Annotated in this window: 12 protein-coding genes; 6 read left to right on the forward strand and 6 right to left on the reverse strand. The window is 47.3% G+C overall.

Annotation, left to right across the window (positions count from 1 at the left end; all coding sequences use genetic code 11):
• The first annotated feature begins 379 nt into the window (after positions 1-379).
• The gene (locus tag AC27N8_RS18705) at positions 380-2,725 is read left to right on the forward strand and encodes an inactive serine/threonine-protein kinase VRK3 (RefSeq protein WP_487068906.1); all 2,346 of its coding nucleotides are present in this window, start codon (positions 380-382) and stop codon (positions 2,723-2,725) included.
• Between the two features lie 83 nt (positions 2,726-2,808).
• Here the strand turns inward: AC27N8_RS18705 and AC27N8_RS18710 are convergent, their stop codons facing one another.
• Positions 2,809-4,812: a glycoside hydrolase family 15 protein gene (locus AC27N8_RS18710; protein WP_487068907.1), complete on the reverse strand. Its 2,004-nt coding sequence runs from the start codon at positions 4,810-4,812 to the stop codon at positions 2,809-2,811.
• A 303-nt stretch (positions 4,813-5,115) separates the two neighbouring features.
• Between AC27N8_RS18710 and AC27N8_RS18715 the strand changes: the two genes are divergently transcribed.
• The gene (locus AC27N8_RS18715; RefSeq protein WP_487068908.1) at positions 5,116-6,000 is read left to right on the forward strand and encodes a hypothetical protein; all 885 of its coding nucleotides are present in this window, start codon (positions 5,116-5,118) and stop codon (positions 5,998-6,000) included.
• A 73-nt stretch (positions 6,001-6,073) separates the two neighbouring features.
• Here the strand turns inward: AC27N8_RS18715 and AC27N8_RS18720 are convergent, their stop codons facing one another.
• Positions 6,074-7,036: an aldo/keto reductase gene (locus AC27N8_RS18720; RefSeq protein WP_487068909.1), complete on the reverse strand. Its 963-nt coding sequence runs from the start codon at positions 7,034-7,036 to the stop codon at positions 6,074-6,076.
• A gap of 236 nt (positions 7,037-7,272) precedes the next feature.
• On the opposite strand from AC27N8_RS18720, the gene AC27N8_RS18725 reads away from it, so the two are divergent.
• Positions 7,273-8,238, forward strand: a complete 966-nt coding sequence (locus AC27N8_RS18725) for an aromatic ring-hydroxylating dioxygenase subunit alpha (protein WP_487068910.1) — start codon at positions 7,273-7,275, stop codon at positions 8,236-8,238.
• A 16-nt stretch (positions 8,239-8,254) separates the two neighbouring features.
• Here AC27N8_RS18725 and AC27N8_RS18730 read toward each other — a convergent pair whose 3' ends face one another.
• Positions 8,255-9,388, reverse strand: coding sequence for a tetratricopeptide repeat protein (locus AC27N8_RS18730; RefSeq protein ID WP_487068911.1), 1,134 nt, complete (start codon positions 9,386-9,388; stop codon positions 8,255-8,257).
• Between the two features lie 712 nt (positions 9,389-10,100).
• Between AC27N8_RS18730 and AC27N8_RS18735 the strand changes: the two genes are divergently transcribed.
• On the forward strand, positions 10,101-11,135 hold the full coding sequence (locus AC27N8_RS18735) for a gluconeogenesis factor YvcK family protein (RefSeq protein WP_487068912.1): 1,035 nt from the start codon (positions 10,101-10,103) through the stop codon (positions 11,133-11,135).
• A gap of 93 nt (positions 11,136-11,228) precedes the next feature.
• Here the strand turns inward: AC27N8_RS18735 and AC27N8_RS18740 are convergent, their stop codons facing one another.
• The gene (locus AC27N8_RS18740) at positions 11,229-12,881 is read right to left on the reverse strand and encodes a hypothetical protein (RefSeq protein WP_487068913.1); all 1,653 of its coding nucleotides are present in this window, start codon (positions 12,879-12,881) and stop codon (positions 11,229-11,231) included.
• 224 nt (positions 12,882-13,105) lie between these two features.
• Complete coding sequence (gene pdxR, locus AC27N8_RS18745) at positions 13,106-14,692, reverse strand: MocR-like pyridoxine biosynthesis transcription factor PdxR (RefSeq protein WP_487068914.1); 1,587 nt, start codon at positions 14,690-14,692, stop codon at positions 13,106-13,108.
• Between the two features lie 322 nt (positions 14,693-15,014).
• On the opposite strand from pdxR, the gene AC27N8_RS18750 reads away from it, so the two are divergent.
• Positions 15,015-15,938, forward strand: coding sequence for an eIF2B alpha/beta/delta subunit family protein (locus tag AC27N8_RS18750; protein ID WP_487068915.1), 924 nt, complete (start codon positions 15,015-15,017; stop codon positions 15,936-15,938).
• A gap of 272 nt (positions 15,939-16,210) precedes the next feature.
• On the forward strand, positions 16,211-16,540 hold the full coding sequence (locus AC27N8_RS18755) for a DUF5522 domain-containing protein (RefSeq protein ID WP_487068916.1): 330 nt from the start codon (positions 16,211-16,213) through the stop codon (positions 16,538-16,540).
• Between the two features lie 237 nt (positions 16,541-16,777).
• Here the strand turns inward: AC27N8_RS18755 and AC27N8_RS18760 are convergent, their stop codons facing one another.
• Positions 16,778-17,767 (reverse strand): CHAP domain-containing protein, encoded by a 990-nt coding sequence (locus tag AC27N8_RS18760; protein WP_487068917.1) that lies wholly within the window; start codon positions 17,765-17,767, stop codon positions 16,778-16,780.
• Positions 17,768-17,936: the final 169 nt, after the last annotated feature.

The following is a 17,936-nucleotide window of genomic DNA, read 5'->3' on the forward strand; positions in this document are numbered from 1 at the left end:
TACATTAATTATTCAGTTGTAGTGTATACCTACCATTCCATGGCACCAGGACATGACAGACTAAGCCTTCTTTATGTACGGAGGAATAGAATGAGCGCATAGTCCTAATTGGGATTCTAACAAAACCTGACACAGGTGACAAGAGGATAAATGTCACATGGTTTCACCCAATTTAAACATATCAACTTTTGCTCCAACCACTCCGGTCCAGCCACTCTGGCAGTCTTCCTTTACAAAGCACGCATAAGTGACCAAAATGGATACGCTGGCTCATACCATCCTGTCTACTGCCGATTAAAATACAGCACGCGAACAAAACTAGTGTGCTATAATCAGTCTTAAGCATACATAGTTTCATTAAAAAGGGCGTAATTGTGGCATGAGCTTTATACACACATCTCTCGAACAAACTCGACCAGAAACATTACGATGCAAACGTTGTAATGCTGATTTGCCTCCGTCGGCAACCTTCTGTGGGCAGTGCGGTGAGCGCGTTGAGAAACAAAACGGCGATAAGTCTTCTCCTAAACACGCCGATATTGCTAGTCGTTATCGTATCACTTCGTTGCTACGAAGACAACTACCCACGCAGGTTTTATTAGCACGTGATAACCAACAACAACGCCCGGTTGTAATCCACGATATCGATATAAGCAACCTGGACGATAGCTCACGCATCGACGCTATTGCAGCCGTACAAAAAGAATATGATCTTCTGCGTAAACAACGTATTCCTGGCATGATGCCACTCATAGATCTCTATTACTTTAATACACATCTCTCTATTATTGCTGGCTGGCCTTTCTCTCTTTCTACAGAGAAAGCCAAAACATCTAATGCTTCTTATCATGAATTATCAACACTGCAAGATCTCCTACAAAGTGGATTAGGCCTCCCTGAAGAACATATCTCTATTGCCTGGATCTATCGTCTCAGCGCCGCACTCGAACAACTCCATCGTCTCAATATTGTGCTCGGAGACCTGGACCCACACACTATTCTCATGAGCCAGCACAATTATCAAAGCGAACCACTACTGGTTGGTTCCTGGCTCCCCGACATCGTACGCAAACTCTTTCCGCCAGCCAGAGAGCAGGCCAATCCATCATCATTTTACGCGCCAGAAGCTCTCTCAGGTAATCCGGACCCACGCTCGGACATCTACAGCCTGGGAGCAATTCTCTATCTCTTATTAACAGGCATCACCCCCGATAATGCAAAAAAACGCCTCTATCACCCATTGCCATCTTTGCATGAGCTCAATATTCATACGCACGAAGTATTGGATACGGTTCTCATGCGAGCTCTAGCCCTAGAGCCTGCACAACGCTACCAAAGTGTGGGCGCGTTCATGAGCATCTTGCAACAATTTTTGCCTGGAGCAAGAGAAGTAGCACCGATGTCATCTATGATCACACCCCATACAGATTCACATGAAGCTATACAGATCGCTTCCAAAGCGGTCGATACTTCAAAGAGTAATGATATCGGTAAATCCATCCCAACGACAACTACAGAAGAAAAAACCGGGTCAGTTGTGCCCCTTCAGGCGCGAATGGCTCGGCGTTACTTATCCCGTATCAAAACTGGCAAACCGGACCTGCCAGAACAATCATCTGGGGAGGCAATAGTGGACACCAAGTCAACCCAACCAGAGCTACAAGCTGAGTCAAATGTAGCAGAACTTATTGAAGTAACACCTGTCAATCCTGATTTTGAGCCACTACCCGTGTTGGATACAACTATTCCAGAGAGTCCCAGTGCTGCTACAGTCACAGAGACTCCTCAGGACCTCAAAAACACAGAGGAGACAATAGTCATCCAGGCACCAGGAGGAGTGGAAAAAGTACCAGAGAGTAGTGCTGAGGGACAATCCAACCAGGCGCAACAAATAGTAGATGCGCATATGGAAACATCCATAGACAAGCAAGCAGTAGCACCCATTGAGGATATTGCACAGATCTCTACCGTAGTGATCACCAATCATGAGCTTGAAGCCGCACTGGCTGCACATGCACGCGAAGAAGAACAATTAGTCAGTGAACAGAAAATCCCAGCACTAGAGCCAGCAACAAGTGATCCATCTCATACACATAAAGGCGAACAGGCAGACAGTGCACTTAACCATTTCAAAGAGATTTTCACCGGATCACTACCAATTATTCCACGCATGAAGCGTCCCAAAGATCAGTCCGCCACTGAGCCAGCCGAGACAAATGCTCATAAGCATTCGGAGCGAGCAAACGATCTGCTAAGACGTATTCAACGTTTTCTGCTGGGAGAGCCGCAACAAACGACATCGGCCGCCGCCCTGATCGAGACCCCCATGCGTATCCAACCCAACCAGGGATATACCATTCGCATCAACGTGATCGGTCGCAATAGCCTGAATAAAAACAGTGACGAGACCACCGGTGGACTCAGCTCTTTGGTCGAAGGAAATGAGGTTCATATTGAAGTTCGTTCAGCCCTTTACCAAAATTATGCTTATATCGTACAGCAAGCCGATGTGGCAATTCCCGCCTCTGGCTTTGTCGCAGAAGTCACGATGCCGATGAAACCCTTAAGTAGTGGTCCAAGTGGACGTCGGGAGCGCCTGCATATCTTCTTTATGGATAACAATCACAATCCTCTCTATGAAAAGCCCTTTGTCATCGAAGTCTTCATCTCTCATCTTGTCCAGAACGGACGAGAGGGGCACAACGTTCTTTCAATTCCGCTCTAGTAATTTCGCTCTACATAACAAGGAGAGACAAATTAACAGCTAATTTATCTCTCCTTACGGCACAAACCCGGAAATCAGCACATCTACGCATGCTCTCCTGGCCCCAACTTCAACCGCCGCAAATGACCCATATACCAACGAACCGTTGCCACATACTCAGCATGACTCCAGGTCAACGGAGAGACACTCAGCGGCGCACTGGTAAAAGGATCAACCTGCTCAGCCATCACCCCGCTACTCAGAGAGTGATCATGTACCCAATGCAGCAACGGCAATGCCTGATTGAGTTCATCAATGGTAGTCGAATGAGCAATGCGATACTGAGCCAACCAGAGAGTACAGATAAACCAGGGATTGCCTTGCGCTTGAGCTAGATCCTGAGTCACCTGATAGTAATAATCGTTTTCATAACGGGCCATTCCCCCAACAGAAGTATGCGCCCATAAAGTTTGTTCCAACTTTTGCAGCGTCATTTCGATATGAGGATCGTGCGCAGCAAACATGCCAAATTGAAAGAGGCCACAGAGGCTACTATCCAGTGTCATATCCTTCTGAATAGAACCATCCGGAGCTACATTGAGCATACGGATAAAATGCCCTGCGTCTTCATCCCACAGGTAGCGTAACGTTGCCTCTTTAATCTCAACAGCGGCCAGACTATATTTAGCCGCCAGATCCTCTTCGCCAAACAGACGTGAAAAATTTGCCGCAGCCTCCAGGCCAGCATAGACAGTAGCCACGGTGTACGATAGGATACCATGGCGCTCCTCCCAGAGATCATAAGAGGCGGCTGGTAGATGTGTGGTAGGCTCTCGATATGAGACCAGAAAATCACCACCGGCTACAACAATGTCACGATAATGAGGCGAGACAAATTCGATATCATGAAAGAGCGTATAATGTTGCCAGAGGCTATAGATCACGAGTGCCGTCTCATCCTCCTGAATTGGCAGTTGAGAAGCACCATGTTGATCAACCCAGGGATGCCAGCTACTCCCCCACGAACGGTCTGGATTATACTTGTGAAGCAGATAGCCGCCATCAGTCATCACAGAACGACAAAACTCATAAAAATTGCGCGTGATCTCAGAATATCCAGCATGGCTGAGAGCAGAAGAGACCAAAGAACCATCCCGAGGCCACATATAAGAATAGCTATCACGCGAGAAATTCTCCACATCGGCATCATTGCCCGCAATAATAGCGCCTTCATCATCAATTTGTGTACGTAAGATCAACAAGCTCTGCTTATACAGGTTAATCAGCTCAGGTGCCAGAGCGCCAAAATCCTGATGATCCTTATTCAGCCAGGCGCGCCAATAATCGCGTGTGCGCTGCAAAAATGACGCCGGACCACGTTCGTAAACCCTGGCATTCAAGGATGTTACCTCGGGCATATGACTCCCAATAGCCAACCAATGATAGGCTTCATCGTTGGCGTGTGGAGCGATCGGTGGGAGGTATAAGGCAATCGTTCCGTCAACTGAGCCCTGCGAGATAGGATTGCGACTCAGTTCACCATCCTCAGCATCGCGCCATGTCCCTTGAGCGCCATGGAACTCCTTTACGCCGGTAGCCCAACTGTCGATACCCTGCTTGCGATGATCACCGCCACCAGTCTGTCCGCCCATCAGAAAGTAGGCTCGCTCTTTATAGGCCACCAGAGCTTTGGCATCAGGATAATAGAGTACGGTATTCCCATCGATATCGTTCCATATATGCCAATCATAATGAAAAAAGAGGCGTACTTCGCGTGCAGTGTCAGCTTGATTTGTCACCTGAACACGACGCAAAAAAAGCGTGCGATTAAAATCAACGGTATCGCTGAAGAGAAGTTGCACCTGTAACGTAGGATGTATCAATGTTACCTGAGTCACCAACGTCTCTTCTGCATAGACCATAGAACGCTGCCATTCAGGCGCATCCAACCAGGCAAATTGTCCGTCCACCCAGATACCAGTATGAGAGATATTACCAGCCGTATGGAGTTGCTGACCCACATGAGGCCAATAAATATCGCGCACATTATAATTCTTATCAAAATTAATCAGTAGCTTACCATTGCCCAAAGGAAGATCTCGTGGCATTGATCGATACTCCTTCCACTTTTACCTATCACAACACACTAGAATGCAAAAAATTAGTGATTGTCTTTATCATAAACGATTTACGACACGAGAAACCAGCATCTAATCATATAGCTTTTATCCGATTTCTCCACATTGGCTGATCGGGTCTTGCAAGAAGTGGTTAACTTTTGCCATACTTTCAATAGGACATCTCTTTATCAACCAACAAGCATAATAAGTATCTATGTAAGCTATTGCGCTGCTCAAATGCAACGTCACCACGCAGCCAAAAGATAGTTGAATAGAACAAAGGTTTTGAGCATGAAACGTGGTTTATTAGCCAGACTTCGTACAAATGGAAGCTACTATATTATCAGCGGACTCCTCTTATTGTTAGGTGTGCCGCTCTATCAGATACTGATCCTGGGGCCGACCGGATTTAGCAACGCCCTGGATATCACTGGGACAGGGCGCTATACAGCCTATATACTCTGGATCAGCACGCACACCCTCCCTTTTCTGATTTATCGTGCTTTATTTATCTGCGCCTTCGGCCTCTTAATTTCATTTCCCTTTTCGCTGCATCGCATTATCGTTGCGCAAGAACTTATGGCTCAGCAAGAGCAAGCGGCAGAGCTTCAGCAGGATAAACAGCTTGCGGATCAAGATGAGGCGTCGATGCCAGATGAGAATGATGATGATGAGGACGATGATACCAATGGTGATGAGGAGGTTAACGACGATGGTATGCCTGAACATCCCTGGCGCGGCAAAGGCTTTGTGGTACTGGCCGCGTGGGCCGCACTCATAGGACTGGTCATTTATATTCTTGGAGCGACCGTAAGTACAGCGTACTTTCTGCTGGTTGGGGAAAGCACAGGAGCCGCCATTGATAATAGTGTTGTGACTCTGGCACCACTTTTTACGATTATTACCAATGCGATCGGTACAGGATTATTAGGCTTAGGCTGCCTTTTCTTTGGTGGCATGATCGCCCGTACTGGCAAGAATCTCTGGCCCAACTCCTGGGTCGCCTTCGGCTACGCATCGCTCTTTGTAGGAGCGCTCCTCTGCATCAGTGCAGTAGCCGTGATCAGCGCAGCTGGGATTGGTCAGAGTACGCTCACAACAGTAGCAACCTTCCTTTTTGCTATCTGGCTACTCTGGCTAGGAATTATGCTTGTACGCTTAAAACCTGAGCCGTAAAGACAATCTGTATTAATCAAGCTATTATCAGGCAGCTCACTCAATGGTGGCTGCCTGATAATTATAATTTCTCTCAAGCATGAAGCCATGGTTGTGCAGCTTGAGCGATCGTCGCATATTCTACATCGGTCAACCGCCACCCCAAAGCACCAGCATTCTCTTGCGCCTGACGCACCGTCTTCGCGCCAGGGATAGGAATGATATGCACATCAGTCTCCAACAGCCAGTTCAGAGAGACCTGCGCTAACGTTTTATTATGTGCCTGAGCCGCCTGCTCCAGCGCGAGAAACAATGGCTCCATCTTCTCCCGTTTACCGCTGCCAAATTGAGACGCGAAGCGCCGCGCCAATGATGGCAAAGGCGTCTTTCCATCACGATATTTTCCAGTTAAGAGTCCTTGCTCTAGAGGACTATATGCAATCAACGCTATATCCAACTCGCGACAGGCATCTAAGACTCCGTTGGCCTCCGGCTTGCGATACAAGAGATTATAATGAACCTGATTGGATGCCAGTGGAATATCGTAACGAGCCAGACGTGCATGAGCTTGCCTCATCTGTTTCGCGCTATAATTACTTACGCCGACAGCTCGCACTCTCTGGCTACGAACCGCCTCTGAGAGAACATCCATCAGGCTCTTGATACTAAGAATCGAATAAGGAAAATGAATCTGGTAGAGATCGATTTGTTTTACATCTAAACGCTCCAGGCTCTGATCCAGAGCATCTAAGAGAGTTTTGGGAGAAAATCGATTTGGAAAGGGAGCAAACTTAGTGGCAATAATAATGGGACGCCCATCTTCGCGCCTGGCCTCACCCAGAAGGCGTTCAGATTCACCCTTCCCATACATCTCGGCCGTATCAAAAAAGTACAAGCCATTATCCACACAAAACCGATAAGATTGCATAACGTCATCATGGGTATGGGTCTTACCATAGCCCCAGAATCCGGTATCACCCCAGCTCCAGGTACCGATTCCGAGAGCCGGCACTGTAATTCCGGTTGCTCCTAAGTGGCGCTGATCAACTTCTATCATAGAAACCATCATCTTTCATTTACATATAGAGGTGCTAGTATAGAAGTAATAGTATCACCCCCTCTTCCTATTTACAAAAAAGAATTTTATACTACCATTAGTAGATATTGAATCGCGCTAGAAAGAGGCACTCAGAGCAAAAGCAGAGGCCTTTAATATAGCTCACACGCGCTACATACGCTCCAATGACAGATTTTCACGGCGCTGCTCATTTTATTTAAAATAAAGAGGTGGATATGCTCAATGACCCTGTACTTATCAATGATTGGCACGTTGTAGCTCTCGCAAGCGATCTTCAACCAGCCAGGCCTCTAGCAGTTCGCTTGCTTGAAACCGAGCTCGTTTTGTGGCGTGTAGGAGAGGCTATCTGTGCCTGGCAAGATCTCTGTATGCATCGTGGCACAAAGCTTTCGCTTGGCAAGATCGAAAACGATACGCTCACTTGTGCTTATCATGGCTGGATTTATAATCAAGAGGGAAAATGTATTCGCTATCCAGCACATCCCAGCGTGCAACCTGCTGAGAAAGCGCATGCAAATATTTATCAAGCACGTGAAAAATACGGCTGGATCTGGGTCTGCCTGGGAAAGCCAGAAAAAGAGATCCCCACTTTTCTAGAATGGGACGACTCCTCATACAGAAAAGTACATTGTGGCCCCTATCTCTATCGCGCCGGTGCACCACGTGCGATTGAAAATTTTCTGGACATTACCCACTTCCCATTTGTTCATCAATCTTATCTAGGCGATCCCTCGCATGCTGAAGTCAATGATTACAACGTCGAAACAACGGATGACGGTATTATAGCCAGTGATATTACCGTCTGGCAGCCCGATCCCGATGGGACAGGGCAAGGCGGCAATGTGACATACACATACCAGGTCTACCGCCCACTCACAGCAGGTTTTGTCAAATCATCTTCAGGACCACATTTTGCCATGTTTTATACTATTACACCGATTGCGCCCGATCGTTCTATGGCCTGGGCCTACGTCGCAATGGATTACAGCAATTTAACCGACGAGGAGATACGCGCATATCAAGATATGATTACGCTGCAAGATATTCCCATCGTTGAATCACAGCGTCCAGAATTGCTCCCGCTTGATCTACAAGCTGAGCTGCATCTGCGTTCCGATCGCACAGCCATTGCCTATCGTAAATGGTTACGTCAACTTGGCTTAAGTTTTGGAACGGCCTGACCTGCTTAGCACTGTTTTACACGACAGTCATCGGTTGATGGAGGACGACATAGCCAGCACGCCAGCACTCAATCGCTTCCGGCACGCGTCCCAATTCTTCTAATGTTAGCGCCCAGCCACCATACACATCTGCCACATCAAGATAGGCCTGTGTGGTAGTGAGGAGCTCTTTTGCCTTTTCATACCACGAAACTGTCTCTTCCAACTTCCTCTTCCGCTCGACACCAGCGCAATGTTGGGCATCTGCGTACGCTACTTTGGCAATCACATGATATACGCGCCCTTGCATATGTGCATCTTCCGTATGATTCATCGATTGCAGTGCTAGCTGACAATAGTGCCTGGCCTCTTCTATACGATCCTCTGCCAGACGCAACTCAGCCAGAGAGGCACAGTTCAACATGGCCATCGTTGGTCCACTATAACTTGTGGCGATCGCAAGCGATGCAGTATAGTGATCAGATGCCTCAGGATAATTTTGTTGTAAGAAGCTGACCTGACCTAACATATTGTGCATTCGTGCCACCATCTGCTGATCGTGACGTTGCTGATACAAGCGAAGAGCCTCTTTGCCAGCAACATATGATCGTGAGAGATCATCGGTTGCGCGATAGACATCGCAAAGACCATAATAGATATCTGGTAACGCTATCTCTTCATGATAACGATGGCAAAGCTGAATCGCCTCTTCGTAATACTCCAGAGCAGGAACATATAAGCCACGCATCAGGCAGGTCATTGCCAGATAATAACGCGCATGAATACGAACTACAGGCAAGTGCACACGACGATCATGTAAAACTTTCAAACAACGCGTAAAATGAAAAGAAGCATCTTCATAATTAGAAAGATTAACAGCGGCTACGCCCAGGCGCAACAGTGCCATAGCGTGACTCTCACGCTCTTGTAGAGTCTCCACATCGAAACGATCATCCATACCGGCCAACAAAGGTGACAGTGTCCTCAGCGCATCCTCCCACTGCTTACACTGCACATAACACCAACCGCGAAGATATATTACATCCTGACGTTGTTTTTCCCCTTCAGGTTGCACAGTAGCGAGCAACTCGAAAGCGGTTTCATAGCGGCCTTCTTCTACGAATAGCCTGGCTCGATAGAGTAACATTTTAACATCCCTATTTTGTATCACGAGTGTGTCCTCCCTCATAGAAAATATTCAGCAATTATAGCACATCAACCGCAAGAGGAATAGCCTGCATAAGGATAGACAGTAAGCAATATATTGTCATAAATGATTCGCCATAGATAAAAAATAGAACGGGAGCCTTGCGCCCTCGCCACCGCGCCCACAAAGCGACGAAGAGATTCCCGTTCTTTCCAGTATAGCGTAATTATGCTTCTTACACAAGAAGATAGGACTTACAAATGTAAATATCCTTAAGTATAGAGAAAAAGAAAAGTTGCGGGTCAACTATATTTGCGGATTAACAAGATAAGCCATGCTCTATGCTATAGATTATGGATTAGCATTATTCTCCTCGGAAGTAGTAGCATCAACATGTCATGTAAAAGAATAATAGTAGAGCTAAGTAGAGAGTATTTCTTGCACGAGATATACGGTCGTGGTAGACTGTCAAAAGAGATTTAACCAATCTGACCGCTTATCAAACATGCATCGAAAAAACAGGATAAAGCATCGGGCGCCCCTACATACTATCCCGATGTCTACTGCGAGTTTTGTTTGACGAGAAAAAAGTCCTAATCAAGTGTACCTGATGTGTACGTTAATTACAAAAGAGCAGTGTTAAAAATAGTATCGCCATACGTATATGTAAAATGCGTAGCTATGTGAGGAATATATTGTGGATAACGAACCTGAAATCAGCCGAAGGAGAAACCGAGTGCAAAGGAATTATCGCACGGGAGATCAGTTTGCAGGACGCCGTATTGTTACTATCGGCGGAGGATCAGGAACTTTTTCACTCCTTTCCCATCTCAAAAAATACCCCTTCAACATAACAGCTGTTGTCAGCATGTCAGATAGTGGCGGTAGTTCAAGGCGTCTGATGGATGAATTTAGACGTCAGCTCCCCCTGGGAGATCTGCGTATGTCTCTCGTGGCTCTGGCGCGTAATGGTGCCCTGTGGCGCGAGATCTTTATGCATCGCTTCGAATCCCCAGAGGATATCAATGATGAGCAGGCGGAAAGCGGAGTGGGCGGACATAGCCTGGGCAACCTCATCCTCAAAGGTCTCCAGGATATTAATGATGACAATCTACTCCTGGCAATCGAGGATGCCCAGGAACTACTCGATACGGCCGGAAATGTTGTACCAGTAACATTAGCGCAGACCACTATTTGTGCCGATCTTGAAGATGGAAATATCATTTGTAGCGAAACCGAGATAGATACACGCGGGAAAAAACGTCCTGGACCACTCTCTCCTATTCGGAACTTACGCCTGATACCAGAAAATGCCCCTGCCTGTCAACAGGCAGTACGAGCCATTCGTCGCGCTGATACAATCATCATCGGACCTGGTGACCTCTATACAAGCCTGCTCCCCAATCTGCTTGTACCCGAAATTGCGCGAGCAGTGCGCGAATCGGACGCCGAAAAGGTCTATATCTGTAACTTGATGACCAAACATGGTGAAACGGACAATTATAAAGCATCTGATTTCGTAAACGCAATCCATCACCACCTTGGAACGCGTGTCGACCTTGTTCTGCTCAACGACGGCATCTTTCTGCCAGAGGTACTTGCGACCTATAGCGATCAAGGAAGCAAACCAGTAGAGGTCGATCGCCCACGCTTAGAACGCATGGTTCCCAGGCTGGTGATTGAGCGTCTCAACCTGGAAGGCGACTCACTCGCTCGCCATGATCCCGACCGCGTCGTACACGCTATCTTCCCATTAGATAACAACAAGTAGGATTGCTCACAGAGAGCAATCCTTTGTTCACAGTGGTGAGATGACTATGCCTGCACAGCGATGGGTAGAGGAAGCTATCTTACCACTATCATTTTAAGGCTCAGATAGGGGATAAATTGGTGTTGCGGCACGCCTGAAAAAGATCCAGCCCTCACACAGTCCCGCCAACGCCCCGGCCAGCAAGAAGAATGCCGGATTGCTACTGATACTCTCACTCCAAATAAAAACACCACTCGTCAATAATACATAGCTCAGAATTGCAAGGATCGCGCCGATAAATGGACGCGTAAACCAGGTAATAATAATAAAAGTCGGCGGCGTATCCAGACGCAAGCGACCCAAAGTAACAATACTACTGATACAACCACCCAGGAGCCCATACATCATCACCATCCATGGCACGCCCAACGGAACAAAGCTATTATTTAAGACACCATTTCCAAAGCCTAATCCCTGCACGATTGCGAAAATGAGGGCAATAAACAGCAAGGCCACCAGATAAATAGCAAAAGCCACGAGCCACCGATGCGTCTGTTGCATTGGTTGGGAAACAAGCGATTTCGGCTCCTGGCTGACAGATGGTAAGCGTCGATTGGCAAAAACTGGCAGAGGTTCCGTATTATGCTCATCATGCATAGCGGGCTCAATTCCAACGGGAGTAGCAGCCATCATAGCCTGTCCCATCTGCGCCGAACGAACTTCGGCAATGTGCGCGGAATGAAGCCCGGCAACCTGCGACGATCTAGAGCCATACTGATCAGAGGCAGAAGGATGATAGATCGCGTTTTCTTCAGAGACGCTATTCATAGAGGTTGTTCCTGCTGAGCGATGATCAACAAACTGTTCGGCTGAGAGGGGATCGTTCTTCGCCTGATCTCCTTGTCCTAACAGCTCATTGATATAATTCTCTGGCAGCTTTTGCTTCCTGGCAATAGTTGCCAGACGCTGCATAAAAGAATCATCAGCTCTTCCTGGTTCAACATTCGCAAAACGTAATTGCTGATATGCAATATCGGTGGCAACATAGGTAACACTGGTAATTTCGCGTTCCCGATAGGTATCATATACCACTACTGGCACTCCCTTAAAGAATTTTTGTGGCAGGATCGCTGCGTGGATAGTGTCTAACAGCGACGGATCATTACCATTCACTTCGGAGAGACGTTGTGGAATGCGGTATAATACACCCCACACTTCTGCATCCGGCTCTGAACTTGGACGAATCGCGACAATTGTAGGTCCTGTACTTCCATGAATACGTTGTGCACCCAGAGTTAATTTGTATCCTTTAAGTACAGCTGGACCATACAGAAGAGCCGATCCATCCAGACGTTCGGGACTGTTGAGGATGGCAGCATCCATCTCCAAACCATATTCAAACAACCAGATAAACTCTTGAACCTCTTCTGACGCACGATGATGTTCGATGTGGGGAAATGATGATGACGTTGCTACGTTCTCCTCCAATTCGCGCTCGCCCAATTCTTCTGGCAGAGGAGGGGCTGATGGAGCTTTGCTAGGAAAAGAGGTCGCTGAGACTGCTTCATGTGGCTGAGTCCCCTGATAGTGACCGCCGGAAGAGATCATCATTTCATAGGAAAGAGGACGTGGTGTATTGCTACGCACGATAGGGACGCCGGGTGCGACCTCTTCTTCCTCTGGCTTTTTCTTCTCAGTCACCGGGGATGATAGCACATTTTTTAATCTTTTTTCATTATCTAATGGATTTTGCTGCTGATGCTCCATCTTGATTGTACACTCCTTCTATTCGCACGCCCACCGATCAATCAAAATAACAGCTACTATCATGCTAAGATACTAATCTTGCGCGTGTTCACCAAATCAATAGGACTAATGGGGGTAGATTACTGAATAAAAAATACGGTCATGATAGACATCATAACACACTATTCTCCAATAATCACTATACACGCACTTTACCTGTTTAAATAAGAAGAAGAGACATCATATCAGACTATCGGCAGCCTTTCAATCGGCTGATCTCTTTCTAGAGAATTGGCCCGCTGCGCGATTAAACGCTTGATCGCCAATCCTATACGTCTGATGCCTTCTGTAATATTTTTATCTTCTGGCGACGCAAAGCTCAAGCGAATCGAATAATGGCCACCGCCATCAACATGAAACAGCTCACCACACACAAACGTGACTTGCTCTTGGGCGGCCTCGCGCAACAGACTGCGCGCACGTATATTTCCGGGCAGGCGGCACCAGAGGTGCATGCCGCCTCCAGGAGGAGATACATGGACATCAGCCGGCCAATACTTCTCAATGGCCTCAAGCATCAGACGAAGTTTCTGAGCATAATAGGGACGAACCTGTGTCAGATGTTCATCCAACATACCGCAGCGGATCATCTCAGAAATAGTCCACTGACCCAAAGCGTTCGTGTTCAAATCAAAGGTCTGCTTATACAATCCCAGACGCTCAATCACAGGTTCCGGAGCAGCTAACCAGGCCACACGCAGGCCAGGAGCCAGAATTTTTGAACAGGTACCCAGATAGAGCACATTGCCGTTTGTATCCTGAGCCTTCAGCGGTAACGGAGCCTGAGCACCAAAATACAGTTCACCATATGGATCATCTTCAATCACAGGGATCTGATAACGCTTTGCAAGTGAGAGTAAGCGGCGACGGCGATCAGGAGTCATCAAAGAGCCAGACGGATTTTGAAAGGTGGGCATGGTATAAATAAAGCGTGGCTGGCGACGTGCCAGAATAGCTTCCAACATATCGACACGCATCCCTTCGTTATCGCTCGGAATGCCAATAATACGCGCACCCAGAGCTCGAAATGTCTGGATAGCTCCCAGGTACGTCGGCACCTCTACCACAACCTCATCACCTGGAGATAATAAAAAGCGTCCGATCAGACCAAGCCCCTGCGTCGAACCAGAGAGAATTAAGATATTTTGCGTATCAACACTTACTCCACGTTGACGCATACGTAAAGCCAGACTTCTCCGCAAGCTCTGCAGGCCCTCTACCGGACAATAGCCGAGGGCACTCTCCCGATCCTTACTCAAGCCATGTTCAATCGTGAGGCGAATCAGCTCGGTTGGCAGCATATCCGCAGGAGGAGTTCCTTGTGCCAACGAGATCATTGCTTGCTTTGGTTCTTCCATCGACGAGAGCTCGTTCAGCGCCTGGATATCTGGGCCAAGCAGAGCATCGCCATTCGTTGAAAGTCCCAGCAACCACGAAGGAGTAGCCTGATCACCATAATCATCTTCAGATCTGAAATAGCCATGTTTCACGACAGTACCACGTCCAACATGACCCTCAGTCAAGCCGGCGCCAGACAAATCGTTATAAGCGTGCATAATCGTTGTCCGATTGACACCAAGTTCCTGAGCTAACGTGCGTTCAGGCGGCAAACGTGTCCCTTCAGATAGCTCACCAGAGAGAATCGCTTCTCGCAATTGCTGGCTGATCTGTCGATACAATGGAGTTCCATTGGCACGTTCAAGATGCACCAATGCTCCAATGGCTGGTGTATCATATGCTAATGGCTGTCGTTTTGGCTCACCTTGTCTCATAAATTTCTCCCATCTGGCTCCTATTAAGATAGTGTAACCAATCCAATACGAGAGAGACAAGAGCCAATGTATGGATATACGATAAGCCAAATATGCTGATACCATCCTGGCGAACAAACTGCCATCCAATAGCAGAAAAAGGATCAATCTATGAGGAAAAGGGGCAGAGTTGTGACAAAAGTGATGCGACTCAGCTATAGAGTATCCAGGGGGCTATTGGATATGCTACACTAAATCGCATCTTCTCACCTACAGGTAGAGACGATTCAAATGATTATTGTTGAAATTCTTCCTTATCATCTTTTCAGGTATGCTACTATCTATGCAAACTATAGAACAACGTATACAACAAGTATGCGCAGATCGTGAGCATGGATCACGCTGGCTCGTCAACGCAGCCATCACCATTCTCCGTGATCTCGCACAAGATACAAACCTCTCTCAGGCAGAGCGCTTATCTCAGCTCTATACACAAGCATATCAGGTCGCGCAGGCCCGACCAGCCATGGGAGCACTCTCAAGTGCGGTTGGACGCATCATCAGCGTCCACGAAGGAGGGCCAGAAGCGATAGCGCAGGAGGCCCAGCAACTTCTAGCGGATCTTGAGACAGCTTCACAAAGTATCACTCAACATGCGCAAGCCTTGCTCGCTGGACATTTAATGACCTGTAGTATTTCAGGAACCGTACTCGCAACCCTGCTGGCCCTAAAAGAGCAGATCGAACGCGTGACCGTTCTGGAGGGGCGTCCTCGCTACGAAGGACGAGCAATGGCACAAGCATTACAAGAGCAAGACATTCCTGTGACCTTGATCACAGATGCTCAGGCCGACATCTTCTTGCCACAATGCCAGAGTGTCGTCGTAGGAGCTGATAGTATCCTGGTGAACGGAGACATACTCAATAAAGCAGGAACTGCACTCTTGGCCTGGGCCGCACATGGACATGGCGTCAATCTGCATGTACTCAGTGAAACCATCAAAATCTCGCCGCACCGCTGGTACGAACATAATCCGGCTCGCATCAATGATAACCTATCCCTGCTCGAAGAAAAGGAAGGTTCCGAGGTATTTGATGAGGCCCCGGAGGGGATCAAAGTACGCAATTTTTACTTTGATCATACACCTTACCGGCTCATCACCAACATCATCACCGAACAGGGTTTGCTTGACCGCAGGAGCATTCGAGAAATCGCAGTCACGACACGCGCTAATACACGCCTGGTTAAGAAATTACAAAAAGGCTGATTTTACTGGTACTATGGGCATAGTGCCTTTTTGATGGATATGTACCAAAAGGCACTATACCCATAGTCTACCATTCAGCCTCTCAAGCCGATTCGTGTGATTTCCTCCCAGGCTGAGCAACGAAATATGCCAATCAAGTAAGCTAGCGACACCTTACCTCTGTCAGCTACAATGCTTCTATAGCAATATTTATTTGTACCTTCTGATGTACAAATAGCCAGTGTATCAGAAAAGTTCATCGTAGATTATTTGACAGAGCGAAAGGATGTGACATGAGTGTTAGCAAAACCACTGAGGATTGGGAAATCACCGAAAATGGATTATATGTTGCAACGCGTGACTATCTGACACGCCGTGGTTTTTGTTGTGCAAATAAATGTCGCAACTGTCCCTATATTAACTGGCGCAACCAATCACAATGGGAACCTCTACCAGCAGAATACCTTAAACGAGCACGTGTTGCTCCTAAATCGGTGGCTGGTGCACAGGTCATGCTTCAGTACCACGAACAACAACTGGAGCAATGTACAGAGCACGAAGTATCCAGACACGAAGAGGCCATTGAACACTACAAGCGACTTCTCGCGTGCTGGACAAAATAGATAATCATTGATTTAGCGTCCAGGCCCTCAACCAAAGAGAGGCCTGTATCTTTGCCGATACATTGAAGTTACGAGGTCTTCAAAAAGTGAAAGAAGACTGCCATATCAAGCAGATGAGCCAATCAGAGCTCTCATTTTGATCGTTCCCTTTGTGCGCTGAACGTCATGGAAGAGCTCTGATTGGCCCTGTTTTATTTAAGCTTCAATTAGACAGGGATCTCTTTGTAAAGTTGAATCTTATGAGTGCCAGATATACTGGACTCCAGGGCCACTAGAATAGTCAACCCAGGAAAACACTCCCCACCCAACAACATTCCAATTGCTCGTATGAACAGTCCCATTTGCATTAATACTTTCGACCACGGCCACATGCCCGGCTCCCCCTGCTCCCTGGTATCCTGGTTGCAGGACGATAATCGAAGGTACATGTGGAGAGGTGGAAACATTCCAACCGGCCGCACCTGCCCCAATCGCCCAGTAGGAGGCATTACCACTCCAGGTAACAGCATATCCTGTCAGATGGTGATATTCATAATCAGCCCAATACGTACACTGCCCGGCAGTAAAATAATTATTAAAGCTACTGTCAGCAATTGTACCGGTACTCGATGAAATACCACCAGATGAGCCGTTAATTGCAGGAGCGCCGCTTGTGGTAGCGGGTGGTGGCGGCGCAGTTGTTGTGCCCGTCGTTGTCCCATCGGGCAAGGTAAAATTGCTCTGGACTCCATTATAGGTATTTCCATTGCTAGCGTCATAACCATCGACAGTCACAGCTGTCGCTGTTGCGGCCTGAGCCGCGATCAAAGCGGTATTATTTTGCTTTGAGGTGATCATATTTGCGACAGGATTAAATAATTGTCCTAACGCACTGGCCTGACCAGAACCTGTAGGTATCACCGCCGCCAGCAGCCCAATTACCACCACTACCATCAGAATGGCCACACCAGTATGTACGACGGCATTTCTTCCTTTAGGAGGTCGTATAGTACCAGAACTCTTTTTCCCGGTCGATGGGATAAAAACAGGAGCCCGTTCTGTCCGCTCGACAGCCTTACTTACCTGCGGATAAGCTCCGGCACCATCGTTTGTCTCTTTCACCACCATTGACATTTGCTCAACAGAGGATGAGGATGATGCGGCAGCATCACCCATATACTGGGGAGCAGCACCAAAATCCAGTTGTTCCACATCGGTTAATGTATCATTATATTCTTTTGAAATCATGTAATACTACCTTCAATCCGATTGACATATCCCTAATGAGCTAGCAATCAATTGCTCTTTACCAAACACCTGTCAATAATGTATCCAGTTGCACCTATATGAGTCAATTCATCAACACTTATTAGGACTATGTACCTATTACTTTATATTCAAGCTGATAGAAAAGTTA

This window comes from Dictyobacter sp. Z7_2, assembly GCF_057551105.1.